The organism is Pseudomonas fulva NBRC 16637 = DSM 17717, from assembly GCF_000730565.1.
Taxonomy (GTDB): Bacteria; Pseudomonadota; Gammaproteobacteria; order Pseudomonadales; family Pseudomonadaceae; genus Aquipseudomonas; species Aquipseudomonas fulva.
The window spans coordinates 1-13,462 of record NZ_BBIQ01000032.1 but is presented as its reverse complement, the minus strand read 5'-3'; the positions used below and the strand labels follow the sequence as shown (position 1 = coordinate 13,462).

9 protein-coding genes and 1 rRNA gene are annotated in these 13,462 nt (G+C 58.9%); 6 read left to right on the top strand and 4 right to left on the bottom strand.

The features are described from left to right. A partial coding sequence (locus PFU01S_RS21170; RefSeq protein ID WP_042139911.1) for a retention module-containing protein occupies window positions 1–888 on the bottom strand: 888 nt, incomplete at its 3' end. A gap of 941 nt (window positions 889–1,829) precedes the next feature. Between PFU01S_RS21170 and PFU01S_RS21165 the strand changes: the two genes are divergently transcribed. Beyond that, window positions 1,830–3,986 (top strand): type I secretion system permease/ATPase, encoded by a 2,157-nt coding sequence (locus PFU01S_RS21165; RefSeq protein ID WP_028687928.1) that lies wholly within the window; start codon window positions 1,830–1,832, stop codon window positions 3,984–3,986. Continuing rightward, the gene (locus PFU01S_RS21160) at window positions 3,976–5,352 is read left to right on the top strand and encodes an HlyD family type I secretion periplasmic adaptor subunit (protein ID WP_023535148.1); all 1,377 of its coding nucleotides are present in this window, start codon (window positions 3,976–3,978) and stop codon (window positions 5,350–5,352) included. Before PFU01S_RS21165 ends, PFU01S_RS21160 begins: the two co-directional genes overlap by 11 nt. Before the next feature lie 45 nt (window positions 5,353–5,397). Here PFU01S_RS21160 and lapD read toward each other — a convergent pair whose 3' ends face one another. Together lapD and lapG are read right to left on the bottom strand one after the other, a co-directional pair. Further along, window positions 5,398–7,356, bottom strand: coding sequence for a cyclic di-GMP receptor LapD (lapD, locus tag PFU01S_RS21155; RefSeq protein ID WP_028687927.1), 1,959 nt, complete (start codon window positions 7,354–7,356; stop codon window positions 5,398–5,400). A gap of 10 nt (window positions 7,357–7,366) precedes the next feature. After that, window positions 7,367–8,128 carry a cysteine protease LapG gene (gene lapG / locus PFU01S_RS21150; protein WP_028687926.1) on the bottom strand — a complete coding sequence of 254 codons (762 nt, stop codon included), beginning with the start codon at window positions 8,126–8,128 and terminating at the stop codon, window positions 7,367–7,369. Window positions 8,129–8,330: 202 nt separating this feature from the next. Here lapG and PFU01S_RS21145 point away from each other — a divergent pair, with 202 nt between their 5' ends. The 4 genes from PFU01S_RS21145 (at window position 8,331) to PFU01S_RS21130 (ending at window position 13,181) form a co-directional block, all read left to right on the top strand. After that, a complete protein-coding gene (locus PFU01S_RS21145; RefSeq protein ID WP_027915753.1) occupies window positions 8,331–9,020 on the top strand; it encodes a GntR family transcriptional regulator in 690 nt (229 codons plus the stop codon). A gap of 91 nt (window positions 9,021–9,111) precedes the next feature. Then, window positions 9,112–9,609, top strand: a complete 498-nt coding sequence (locus PFU01S_RS21140) for a sigma-70 family RNA polymerase sigma factor (protein ID WP_027915754.1) — start codon at window positions 9,112–9,114, stop codon at window positions 9,607–9,609. A gap of 11 nt (window positions 9,610–9,620) precedes the next feature. Continuing rightward, a complete protein-coding gene (locus PFU01S_RS21135; protein ID WP_028687925.1) occupies window positions 9,621–10,595 on the top strand; it encodes a FecR domain-containing protein in 975 nt (324 codons plus the stop codon). A gap of 99 nt (window positions 10,596–10,694) precedes the next feature. After that, window positions 10,695–13,181 carry a TonB-dependent siderophore receptor gene (locus PFU01S_RS21130; protein ID WP_028687924.1) on the top strand — a complete coding sequence of 829 codons (2,487 nt, stop codon included), beginning with the start codon at window positions 10,695–10,697 and terminating at the stop codon, window positions 13,179–13,181. A gap of 109 nt (window positions 13,182–13,290) precedes the next feature. On the opposite strand, the gene rrf is transcribed toward PFU01S_RS21130, so the two are convergent. Beyond that, window positions 13,291–13,405: ribosomal RNA gene (gene rrf / locus PFU01S_RS21125) — 5S ribosomal RNA — on the bottom strand. Window positions 13,406–13,462: the final 57 nt, after the last annotated feature.

The following is a 13,462-nucleotide window of genomic DNA, read 5'->3' as shown; positions in this document are numbered from 1 at the left end:
GACGCCGCCTTCGGTGGCCGAAGGAGTGGCGGTCAACGTTGCAGTGGTGACATCGATGGTATCTGTAATTTCAGTAACCAACGGCCCTTGCGGTGGGGTTACTGTAATGCCACTGCCCCCGCTGGTACCGGTGACCGTTGTAGAAATCTGCCCACCATCAATGTAGGGCGTGTCATTCGGCGGGATCACGACATTGACACTGCCAGTGGTCTGCCCGGCCGGAATGACGATCACAGAGCCGTTGGCCAGCGTGATGACAAGGTCGCTGCCCGGTGCCTGGCCAACCGTAGCGGTATAGACAATGACGCCACCCGCTTCGCTGATCGATGGCGTGGCCCCGACCACAAGGGTGGTGGCAACCGTAGTGCCAGTTGTCGGCGCGGTGACTCGGTTGTCAGCGGTGGTTTGCGTTCCAGCCACTTCCACGGGGGCGGCCGCCGCTGCAAAACCAAGGCCTTCGGTAGGGAAGCCTATCGTGGGATCAACGCTGCCGGCCGTTTCTTCCAGCATGACGAAACTGTGGCCGCCACCTGCTGCACCGCCGCCCGCAGCAGTCGGACCGGCAGCCGTGGCTTCAAGATCGGTGGTCGGGTCAGCGCCTGCGGCGATCGCCTGTTGCAATTCTTCGACAGACGGCGCCGCCTGGGCAGCGGCCTGGCCCAAATCGGTACTGCTGTCAGGCGCGTCTGCGCTCCACTGGGTATCACGACCAAGGTCGAGCAATCGGCCATCTGCCAACTCCAGCGTCACCGCGCCACCCGGGCCGGTAAGGACCTGCTCACCCGCTAGAAGTCGATCGCCTTCTATGAGCACACGCCGGATGCCTTCAGGGGATACCGCGATAACCTGGCCGACAATACTTTTGACGATGGCTACAACGCTGCTCATTGGACTCTCCGTGTGACCCGCTGGGGTACTTCTGTGCCAGAGCGGCATCCGCAGCCACCTGAACAGGAATTATGTCGATGATCTCTTGACGCTTGATTGCGTCAATATTCCGTCTATGACGAAATGTAATTAGACTTATGCCAAACTATTGACCTTATATCGGCCATCCTAAACAATCACCAAGGTAATGTCACATTGATATTTTTACCTTAGCCAAGGGCCAATCAACAGCAAATGCGTTGCGTCATTAAAACAGCGCAATGGCACGGAGCACGCGGGCCCAGGTGATGACAGCAGCCATAAATCACATGCCTTTCAACCGTTCGTCGGGCTCAATAGGACCAACAGCGTCAATAGAAGGTCAATTTTGTTTATTGACGCCACATTTCCAAGACTCGTAAGCATAAACCTTGCCGATTACATGCCCGAGACGCCACTTGATGTTGCCAATTTTCAGGCTGCTTCACCGTAGAATGAACGACGACCGAATGCGCTAATCGTCTAAACAGGCCTTATAACGCGCCTGCGATTATCGGCCAGAGTCGACAACGGAAGTGGATTTACCTGGATGAATTTTACCTAACACGGGTCGCACCAACGCCAGCAAACCAGCGCCTGATAAATGACATTGAGCTAGGCTGTAACGGCAGGCCTGACACATGTCGTTTCTCTGCGCCTATCCCAGCATCCTGAAGCCTGGATTGCAGCGTGATTCAGAAATGAAACGTTTGTCTGCTGATCAGCGTCATGTAGTAAAGAGACCGATACAGTTGTTTACTCACCACCTAATTCAAGGCGACCATTGGCGACACACTGCATCGCTCGCTGCATGCCTACCGAGCGCCGACATGCATTGCCCCACTGAATGCCTGGGTTTGCTGCCATCGAATGATCGGCGGCCAGCTCATCCCCACCCACCACAAGGATGAAGAGAGCGCCGCGTGGAATCAGAAGTCAGTCGAGTCCAGCTCAACCATGACCCACGTAGTCAGCACGACGATCCTTTGCTGGATAGTCTGCTGAGCTTGTGTGTACTGCACCAGAAACCTGCCAGCCGGGTCATGCTTACCACGGGTCTGCCTTTACCCGCACAGCGCCTGAGCCCCGAGCTGCTGCCCCGTGCGGCGGCCAGGGCCGGCCTGCAGGGCCGTCTGTTGCAGCGCAAGCTGGAGCAGATTCCAAGCATTGCCATGCCCGCGATCCTGTTGCTAAAAGGCGGACGCAGTGCCGTGTTGCTCGGGTGGGAAAACGAAGACACTGCACGGCTGTTACTGAGCGAAAGCGATGGCGGCGAAGTTCAGGTCAGCCGTGAGACGCTTCAGGATGACTACAGCGGGCGAGTGTTCTTCGCGCAGCCGCAGCACAAATTCGACGTCAACCATGGCAACCTGATCCCCCGAGCCAAATCCTGGTTCCGAGATACGCTGCTGCGCAGCAAGTGGCTGTACATCGATGCCATCGCCGCGAGCCTTGTGATCAACCTGATCGCCCTGGCCGCGCCACTGTTCGTCATGAACGTGTATGACCGGGTCGTTCCCAACCAGGCGACCTCGACCCTCTGGGTGCTGGCGGTCGGTATCGCGGGCGCCTATATCTTCGACCTGATCCTCAAGGGCCTGCGCGGATTATGTCTGGACCTTGCAGGGAAAAAGACCGACCTGATCATTTCGGCGACACTGTTCGAACGTATCGTGGGCATGTCGATGAAGTATCGACCGGCCCGGGTAGGCAGCTTTGCCCAGAACATTCACGAGTTCCAAGGCCTTCGTGACTTCCTGGCGTCGTTGACGCTGACTAGCCTGATCGACTTGCCGTTCACGGTGCTGATCCTGATCGTCATCGCGATCATTGGCGGACACTTGGTGTGGATCCCGATCATCGCCTTCCCACTGGCCTTGGGCATCGGCTATGCACTGCAGCGGCCGCTGATGGCGACCATGGAGCGGACCATGGCGCTGGCCTCGGAGCGCCAGTCGAGCCTGATCGAGACCCTGGCAGGGCTGGACGCAGTGAAGGTCAACAACGCCGAGAGCGAGCGGCAGTACATGTGGGAACAGACGCTCGGTACCCTCAGCCGGCTGGAATTGCGCGTCAAGGTACTGTCGAGCCTGGCCATGAACATCACTCTGCTCATTCAGCAGTTGGCAGGGGTGGCGATGATCTGCGTGGGTGTGTACCTGATCATCGACGGCAACTTGAGCATGGGCGGCCTGGTGGCGTGCTACATGCTCAGCGGCCGCGCCCTTGGGCCCTTGGGGCAGCTCAATGGCCTGTTGGCTCGCTACCAGCAAGCCAAGGTGACCATGGTGTCCACCGACCACATGATGGAGCTGCCACAAGAGCGCAACTTCGAAGAGCGCCCGCTCAGCCGTAGGGTATTGCAGGGCAGCGTGGAATTCCGCGGCGTGGATTTCACTTACCCCAACCAGCAGAACATGGCGCTGAAGAACATCAACCTGACCATCCGCCCTGGCGAGAAGGTAGGGATCATCGGGCGCAGCGGGTCGGGCAAGAGTTCACTGGCCAAGCTGATCGTTGGCCTGTACGAGGCCGATGGCGGCTCATTGCTGGTCGACGGCGTGGATATCCGCCAGATCGACGTCAGCGAACTGCGCCACAACATTGGTTATGTGCCCCAGGACATTCAGCTGTTGGCGGGCACGCTGCGGGACAATCTGGTCAGCGGGGCCCGCTACATCGATGACGAAATGATCTTGCAGGCGGCTGAGCTTGCAGGCGTGCATGAGTTCGCGCGACTGCACCCGGACGGCTACGAGCTGCAGGTCGGCGAACGTGGTCAGAACCTATCCGGCGGGCAGCGGCAGAACGTGGCCCTGGGCCGTGCATTGCTGTTGAACCCACAGATCCTGCTGCTCGACGAACCCACCAGCGCCATGGACAACACCGGCGAAGAACGCCTGAAGCAGCGTTTGCAGGCCGTGGTGGAAAGCAAGACGGTACTGTTGGTGACTCACCGTGCATCGCTGCTGTCACTCGTGGACCGCCTGATCGTGATCGATCGCGGGCAGATCGTTGCCGATGGCCCGAAAGCGGCCGTCATGGATGCGTTGAAGAAGGGGCAGATCAGTGTCGCATAAGCTGGATTTCGGGCAACTCAAGGAAGGCCTGCGGCGTTACTTCAAGGGCAGCGATTCGTTGGGCGGTCAGCCGCTGCCCGAGGTCAACAAGGCCCTTATCGAGGACGCGCCGCGCGTGGTGCGCCTGACGATCTGGGGCGTCATCCTGTTCTTCGTGTTCCTGATCGTGTGGGCCAGCTTTGCGCCTATTGATGAGGTGACGCGTGGTGAAGGCAAGGCCATCCCGTCATCCAAGGTGCAGAAAATCCAGAACCTGGAAGGCGGCATCGTGGCGGAAATCTTTGCCAAGGAAGGCGAGATCGTCGAGGTGGGGCAGCCTCTGCTGCGCCTGGATGAGACCCGCTTCGCGTCCAACGTGGGGGAAACGGAAGCCGATCGGCTGTCCATGGCCCTGCGGGTTCAGCGCCTGAGTGCAGAGGTCGACGGCAAGCCGTTAGAGATCGACGAAGAATTGCGCAAGGCCGCACCTAGCCAAGCGGCCAGCGAAGAATCGTTGTACCAGAGTCGGCGCCAGCAGCTTCAGGACGAAATTGGCGGACTGCAACAGCAACTGGTCCAGCGCCAGCAGGAACTGCGCGAGTACAGCTCCAAGCGCGGGCAGTACGCCAACAGCCTTGAGCTGCTGCGTAAAGAAATCAGCATGTCGGAGCCTTTGGTCGCGACGGGTGCTATTTCCCAAGTGGAGGTGCTGCGCTTGCGTCGTGCCGAGGTTGAGAACCGTGGTCAGCTTGACTCCACGTCGCTGGCCATCCCCCGTGCCGAAGCGGCCGTTCGAGAAGTGCAGAGCAAGATCGAAGAGACCCGCGGCAAGTTCCGAAGCGAGGCACTCACCCAGCTGAACGAAGCCCGGACCGAACTGAACAAGGCGACCGCTACCAGCAAGGCGCTGGATGACCGCGTTCACCGCACCATGGTGACCTCGCCTGTGCGGGGTATCGTCAAGCAGTTGCTGGTCAACACCATCGGCGGCGTGATTCAGCCAGGCAGCGACATCATCGAGGTCGTCCCGCTGGACGACACGCTGGTCATCGAGGCCAAGATCCTGCCGAAGGACATTGCCTTCCTGCACCCAGGCCAGGAAGCCACGGTCAAGTTCACCGCGTACGACTACACCATCTACGGGGGACTCAAGGCCAAGCTTGAGCAGATCGGCGCCGATACCATCACCGACGAAGACAAGAAGACCACGTACTACCTGATTAAGCTGCGTACCGATCGCAGTCATCTGGGCACCGATGAAAAGCCGCTGCTGATCATTCCCGGGATGGTGGCAACGGTCGATATCATGACCGGCAAGAAGACCATCATGAGCTACCTGCTCAAGCCCATCATGAAGGCCCGCTCCGAGGCCTTGCGCGAACGCTGAGGGTGTGCCCGCACGGCCTTGCGTGCGGGCCCTCATTTCTGCAGGTCAGCGCTTATCGTGCGCCCAAGGGGCAGGCTCACCCACCAACTGCCCCTGAATGCCTCCTACACCCATTTCGCAGAGCACTGCGCGCTCACCTTCGGTTTCCACGCGCTCGGCCACCAGAGGCAGATCGATGCTGTGCGCGGCACGCTGGATCGCCTCGATGAACAAGCGTTTGTGCTGTTCATGGTCGATGTTACGGATGTAGCTGCCATCAATCTTCAGGTAAGCCAACCCAAGGTGGGACAGGTTACCGATCATGCTGAAACGTCCGCCAAAGCGTTGCAGTGCCAGGCCGAAGCCAAGGCTGTGCAGCCTTCGAGTCAATTTCTCCAACGCCGGCTGGTCAGGTAGCTGCTCTTCACCGATTTCGAACACCAGACGCGGCCCGAGGGCGACGTTCTGGCTGAGCAGTTCGAAAATGCGTTGCAGCGCCTGGGCGTCCGCCAAGGTAGCGGCGGAAAGGTTCAGCGCCAGCACCTGGTCGTGGCCACGCATGTGCGCCAGCACCTTCTGCAGCACCAGAAGGTCCAGCCTTGGCATCCAGCCAAAGCGCTCGAGCCAAGGAAGGAATCGACCGGCTGGAAGCGCCTCGCCTTGTCGATCCTTCAGGCGGGATATCACCTTGTGGTGCAGCACCTGCTGGGCGGTTGCACAATCGACCACCGGCTGGAAAAACAGCTCGAAGTGACCGTTGCTGAAGGCCTGGTCGAGGCGCTCATGCCAGTCGTGCTGGCTGTCGGCAGCCACGGCAGCGACGCCTTGCTCCAGGCAGACCCAACCCGGGGTTGGCTGGTTCTCCGCGCGTGCCAGGGCCTCATCAGCCAGTTTGAGCAACGCTGGAGGCGCGTCGCCCGGGCTGAAGGGGGCCAAGCCGATGCAGGCCACCGGTTGAATATCGGTGGCCCCCGTCTCATGCAGGCTCTGCAGCGTAGCCTCAAGCGCCTGGGCCAGCTGTATGGCTTCTTCATGCACCATGCCAGGTGCCAGCACGGCGAATTCACCACCCCGGCTGCGGGAAATCAGGTCGTTGGTTTCCGGGAAGCTTGCGCAGGCGCGGCGCAATTGCTCACCGACGGCTTGCAGCAACTGATCCGTGCGTTGGCCACCCAGACGCGCGTTGAGGCCCGCCAGGCCTTGAACCCGAAGTAACAACAGGTAGCCTGCCCGTGCTTCCTCAAGGTTGCTGACCCGAGCATTGAGCTGCATTTCGAAATAGCGACGGTTGGACAGACCGGTCAAGGTGTCTTGATAGGACTCGGCGCGTAACCGCTCGCTGCGCTCGGCCTGCTCGGTGAACAGTGCCTTGAGCTTTTCGACCATCTGGTTCATGGCCTGGACGACGCGCCTGAGCTCGGGTGTGCGGGGCAGTTCAGGCAGGCTCAGGAATTCACGCCTGGCGATGGCATGGGACTGTTCGACCATGTAGTCCAGCGGCTTGAGCTGCCGGCGCAGCAGCAACGCCCCCAGAATGGCGCTGGCGGCACCACAGAGCAGTAGCCAGCCCAGGCTGCCCAACGCGCTTTGCCAGAGCTTGGCAATGGCGAACATGGGGTGACTGATGACCTCGACGCGTGCCGCCTGCTGCCAGCCACGGCTGACCAACGCATCGCCACCGGCAGCTTCCAGACCGATCAGGTGAACGAACCAACGGGGTATGCCCCCAGGGTCTGGTTCGGCATGGCGCTCGACGAGCACCGTATTGGAAGCCAGGTCCACCACTTTGATACTGGCGTAGTAGCCACTGTCGAAGATCGAACTCACCATCAGCTCGACCATGGCAGGGTCATCGATATTGGGCGTAAGCGACAGGGCCAGCGCAGTGGCTGCATCCTGTGCATGCGAGCGGAGCTGGTTGACATACTGGCTTCGCGAACTCTCCAGGCTGACCATGAAACTGCCGGTGAACGCCACTACCAGGAACAGGCAAATAGCCAACAGCAATTGTTTGAACAGTGACATCTGTGCTCCTTCAGTAAACCGGCTCGGCCGGGAAGCCTTCGGCCTGCATTTTTTTCAATAGGTCCTGCCAGCGCGACAAGCGCTTGGTGTCGCCGACTTTCTTGTTGCCACCGGCGCCTGTCAGCCATAGGCCTTCACCGTTGAAGGCATAGACGGGCAACAGGTCGGGGCGCTGGCTGGCCGGCTTGATCGCGTCCATCAGGCTGTCGAGCACCAACGGCTGCGTCTGGGGCGTTGAATAATAGGTCAGTACCATGTGTGCCCGGTTCTGTCGCAAGGCCTTGACGTAGGTGATCCGCAGTTTCTCGCTGGGGATGCCCATGCGCCTGAGGCTGAAGTACTTGGCGATAGCGTAATCCTCGCAATCGCCAGCCCCTTTTATCAGTGCTTGGACCGGTGTTGCCCAGTAATCGACCTCGTGCCACAGATCGATATCCTCGACGTAGCGCAATTGTTGGTTAAAGAACCGGTTGACCACCTGCAGACGCTCAAGCTCAGTCCCCTGCTTCTGGGTGGCCATGAGGTTCTGCCACGCATCGATTCGCGCTTTGCCCTCCCCCAATGGCCCGTACAGCGCTTGAGACTGGCGACTGATCTGGGCGAAATCCCAGTCGGCATGCAAACCGCCCAGCAGCAGGCCACCCAGCAGCGCAGCCAGGGCAACTCGGTGCAGCACGGTTTTGAGCATCGGGGTGATCGCCACTGCCAAGCACTGTCCAGGCCAGTCGAAAGAAGCGATGGTGCGGCCTGACACCGCAAAAGACAATGGCACATCGCGATCATCGGCCTCTGTGTCGGAGTACGCCGGATCAACGCTTGCCGCGCGGGTCATGTCACTTCCTTTGCAGAGCAACTTCATCCACCATAGCCGCGCCCTGGGGCATGCCCCCAGTAGAGGCCAGCATTTGACACGTCATACCGCTATAACCGTGTCATTGGATCCAACTTTGGTAATCGTTTAAGGCAGGCGTTGCGTGGGCAACAAAATCAAACTGAGCAGCGTGTTGAACAGTGAACAGTTGCTGCCACATCTGGCCCGCGGCGTTATTGAAGAACGCGTGCGCAGTGCCATTCTCGAGGGTCGTTTGCCACCCGGAACGGCAATCAGGCAACAGGAGTTGGCGACACTTTATGGCGTCAGCCGTATGCCCGTGCGTGAGGCGCTGCGTCAACTGGAAGCGCAGTCACTGTTGAACGTGGAGCTTCACAAGGGCGCAGTCGTTGCGCCGCTGATAGGCGAGGATGCGGCAGATGCCTACGACTTGCGTGTTCTGCTCGAAAGCGAGGCGTTGCGTCAATCCATTCCGCTTCTGACGGCGCAAGACATCGCCAAGGCCCGCAGTTGCATCCAGCAATTGGAAAACGAAACACGACATGCCGAGATCGCTCGTCTTAATCGTGAGCTTCACATGGTGCTTTATAGCAAGGCAGCGAACCATAAACTGCTGCGCCTGATCGATAACGAATTGATGCAAGAGGAGCGGTTTCTACGCTTTCATCTTTCGTCGATGGGCCTGGGCAAGCTCACCCAAGACGATCACACGGCCTTGGTCGATGCCGCCAGTGCCAAACGTGTCAGCGATGCAATTGCGGTATTGGAGCAGCACCTCAACAGCGCAGCCGTGACCATTCGAAGGTACTTGGACAGCCAGCGCTCGCACTGAATGGCTTGGGGACCGACAGGTAGGTTGCAAAATCTCGCGCCGGGCGAAACAATGAGACTAATTATCATTTAAGCCCTGATAGCTGTGTCTCATGCCTAGCAACGATCTCGTGCAAAACCTCTACAGTGCTCATCATGGCTGGCTGCATACATGGCTGCGCCACAGGCTTGGCAATGCGGCCGACGCTGCTGACGTGGCCCAGGATACCTTCATGCGGCTGTTGCAACGCCGCGAGCATCTGCAGATACAACAGCCCAGGGCGTTTCTGCGCACGGTGGCGCGCGGGTTGATCATCGACCACTGGCGTCGAGAGGAACTGCACAAAGCCTATCTGGAAGCGCTGGCGCTGGTGCCGGAGGCTAACACGCCCGATGTGGAGACCCGCGAGCTGCTGCTGGAGTTGCTTGAACGCATTGCCAAGATGCTCGATGGCCTAAAGCCAAAGGTTCGCACTGCTTTCCTGCTAGCCCAATGCGAGGGCCTGCGGCATCAGGAAATTGCACAGCAGATGGGCGTATCGGTGAGAACGGTGGAGCGCTACATTGCTGACGCGCTTTATCACTGCTACCTGCTGCGCTACGAAGCGTAATGATACCGGTTATGCCTAGCCCTCATCCCGACGCCAAGACGGTCAGACAAGCCATCCAGTGGATGCTGAAACTTCGCCACAGTGGTGAGGATCCGGCTTTGAACGAGCGTCTTGCGCAGTGGCGCTCAGAGGCTGCGACCCACGAGCTGGCCTGGCAACGCGTGCTGCATTTGGAACAGGACCTGGACCTGCGCCACGTGCCCGCTGCGGGGGTTGCGCTGCAGACACTGGAGGCCAGTCATCGGCGCCTTGAGCGGCGACAGGCGTTGAAGCTGCTGGGCACCGTTGCCGTGTTCGGATCGGCAGCATGGCTGAGCAAGGACTTGAGTGTGGTACAGGCCTGGTCATCCGACTACGCGACAGCCACGGGTGAGCGCAGAGACGTGACCTTACCCGACGGCTCTCGGCTACAACTCAATACCCGAAGTGCCGTGGACGTGGCCTTCAACAGGCAGCAATTGTCGATCGACCTCAAGCGGGGTGAGGTCATGCTGGACTGTCGACAGGCAGCTCCTGGACAACCTCCAGTCACTCTGCGCACGAATACCGCAGCATTGCAAACCGTCGGGGGGCGCTTCGTGGGGCGTATCGAAGACGATTGCCTACGGGTGGTCGTCAGTGAGGGGCGAATATTCACTCGCAGCCAGAGCACCGGCCTGATCCAATGGCTCGAGCCAGGTGGAGAATGGCGCGTCACCGCCAGCGGTGCCGAGCAGGTGACGCCTTCAGGGATGGACGCGATGGCCTGGACCGAAGGCCTCATCGTGGGCAAGAACATGTTGCTCAGGGATTTCCTGACGCAGATCAGCCGATACCGCCGCGGTTATCTCACCTGCAGCGATGACATTGCTGAGCTCCGTTTGTCCGGGGTATTCCGCCTCCAGAATCCAGAACATCTCCTGCAATTGCTGCCCACCACGCTTCCCGTTCAAGTCCGTCATTTAACGCGATGGTGGGTGCGCGTGGAAGCGCTGGGTCGTGCCTAGACTTTGGTGAACAAAGCCTGCTCCTAATGTGTCGGGTTTTGGCCGCGTATCCGGCTAGATCAGTGAGAAGAATCTCCTGCACATTTTACGGACCCTTTCATGTCAACCAACCCGGTAAAACTGTACGCCTTTGGCGCGAATGATTTTCGACCTGTCTTGCACTCAGATTTGCTAAGCAATGCCATCCGCGCTGCCTTGCTGGGTACGGCACTTGGATTGGCCATGGTGCCTGGCATCACACTCGCCGCTGATGCCTCACTGGTCAGCTCGACTTATGCAATTGCGCCTGGGCCCCTGGATGAAGTGCTCAATCAATTTGCTCGTCAGGCGGGCATCACGCTTTCCAGTACGCCGGCACTCACGCAAGGCTTGCAGTCCAGAGGCCTTCACGGACAGTACTCGGCTGAGCAGGCGTTAGGGGTGCTGTTGGCAGGAAGCGGCTTGACGGCGTTGGATCAAGGAAACCGGACCTTCATCGTACAGGCTCAGCCAGCGGAAGCTGCGCTGGCGTTACCCGATACGGACATTCGAGGTTTCACCCTGGGCAATGCCTTGGGGAGCATGGAGGGTTATAACGCCACCCACAGCCAGGTCGCTACTAAAAGCAGCTTGGCACTGGTAGAGACATCCCAATCGGTTTCGGTGGTAACCCGGCAACAGATCGACGACCAAGGTTCTCAAACCGTCGCCCAGGCCATGCGCTATACCCCAGGGGTGATGACCAGCCCCTATGGCGCGACGCACCGGTATGACTACGTGGCCATGCGAGGTTTCAATGACGGGTCGGTGGATAACATCTACGTAGACGGCCTCAAGTCCATGGGGGACAACGGCACCTACAGCACGATGCAGGTCGACCCCTATTTCCTGGAACGGATCGATGTCTTGAAAGGGCCTTCTTCGGTCCTTTATGGCCGTAGCTCACCGGGTGGATTGGTCGCACTGACCACCAAAAAGCCCGTGTTCACCGCTTTCCATCAAGTTCAAGCGTCGGTTGGTACCCAAGGTCAGCGCGGGCTGGGCTTCGATACCAGCGGCCCGTTGGATGCAGACAAGCGTATTGCCTATCGCCTGACCGGTTTGGCAGACGCTTCGGATACTCAGTTCGATCACAACAAGGAAGAACGTTACGCCATCGCTCCGTCGCTTAGCATCGACTTCAGCGAAGACACATCGCTGACCCTGCAGGCCTACTTGCAGCGTGATCCAAACGGGGGGTATCACGGCGGTAATCCTGCAGACGGGATGCTGAGCAAGCGTAATGGGGTACGCCTGTCGGATCACTTCTTCGAAGGGGAGCCGGGCATCGACAATTACGAGCGCACCCAGCAGTCGTTCAGTTACCAGTTCGAGCATCGCTTCAACGATGTATTTACCGCGCGGCAGAACTTCCGCTACCAGGACTCGGACGTATCGATGGACCAGGTGTACTCGGCAGGTTGGGCAGATGCCGACAGTACCGTCCTCAACCGAGCTTACACCGGGGGTGATGAGCGGCTACACTCCTACATCATCGACAACATGGTCCAGGCTGAATTCTTCACCGGCATTGCCAAGCACACCCTGCTGCTGGGCACGGATTACCAGCGTCGCAAAGCCGATGTTTCGTGGCGTTATGGCACTGTAGATCCGCTGGATGCGGCTAACCCGCAGTATGGTAATGGCAACCTGCAGGTGCTCGGTGAAAACCGATACCAACGCCGGTTGCAACAGACGGGTGTCTATCTGCAGGATCTGGTGGAGCTGGATCAATGGCGCTTCTCACTGGGCCTGCGCCAGGATTGGGTCAAGGTATCCGAGGAAAATCGTGATACCAATACCAGGGTCAGTGACAAGCGTTCCAACTTCACGACTCGCGCTGGGGTGCTCTATCTCTTCGAGAATGGCCTGGCGCCGTATGTGAGCTACTCCGAGTCCTTCAACCCGAATACCGTATCCGATCAAGACGGAAAACCGCTTGCTCCTACCGAGGGCACTCAGTGGGAAGCCGGTATCAAGTATCAGCCACCTGGTAGCGACAACCTGTACACCGCCTCTGTGTTCCGTATCGAGCAGGAGAACCTGGCCTCCAAGCAACCGGATGAAGACTTCTACAGGCCTGTCGGTCAAGTGCGCTCGCAAGGGTTGGAGTTGGAAGCGCATGTGCAGGTCACTGATAACTTGAAACTGCTGGGTGGCTATACCTACACCGACATCGAGTACTCGAAATCGATGCCTAGCCTTGTATCCAGCGGTCTAGACAACAAAGGCAATTCGCCTACCCAAGCCCCGGAGCAAATGGTCTCGCTGTGGGCCGACTACAACTTCCGGCAAGGCGCGCTCGACGGGCTTAGGTTGGGCGGCGGCGTGAGGTATGTGGGGCATAGCTGGGCAGATGCAGAGAACAGCCGCAAGGTGCCTTCCTACACGTTGGTTGATGCCTCGTTGGGCTACGACATGGGTAAGCTGGGTCTGAAGGGCTTGGATGTTCGTCTGAATGCCAACAACCTGACCAATCAGCGATACATCACCTCGTGCGCCAGTTTGAATTACTGCTACATGGGCGAAGAGCGTAATGTGAGCGCCACAGTGAGCTACCAGTTCTAAAGCGCACAGCGGGACAACCGCTTATCAGAAGCTAGTCATTAGGGGTGTTTAAACCCCCCAAAAGAAAAAGCCCCTGTCTGCAGCGCAGACAGGGGCTTTTTTGTTTGAATCTTGACGATGACCTACTCTCACATGGGGAAACCCCACACTACCATCGGCGATGCATCGTTTCACTCTGAGTTCGGGATGGGATCAGGTGGTTCCAATGCTCTATGGTCGTCAAGAAATTCTGTGTGCTGGCCCGTCATCGACGTGCCTGCGAATCTCTGTAGTTCCTACTT

Excerpts from the sequence above, each read along its gene's own strand:
- lapD (WP_028687927.1), bottom strand. The coding sequence starts at position 7,356 with ATGTCACTGTTCAAACAATTGCTGTTGGCTATTTGCCTGTTCCTGGTA.
- PFU01S_RS21140 (WP_027915754.1), top strand. The coding sequence starts at position 9,112 with ATGCCTAGCAACGATCTCGTGCAAAACCTCTACAGTGCTCATCATGGC.
- PFU01S_RS21130 (WP_028687924.1), top strand. The coding sequence starts at position 10,695 with ATGTCAACCAACCCGGTAAAACTGTACGCCTTTGGCGCGAATGATTTT.
- PFU01S_RS21135 (WP_028687925.1), top strand. The coding sequence starts at position 9,621 with ATGCCTAGCCCTCATCCCGACGCCAAGACGGTCAGACAAGCCATCCAG.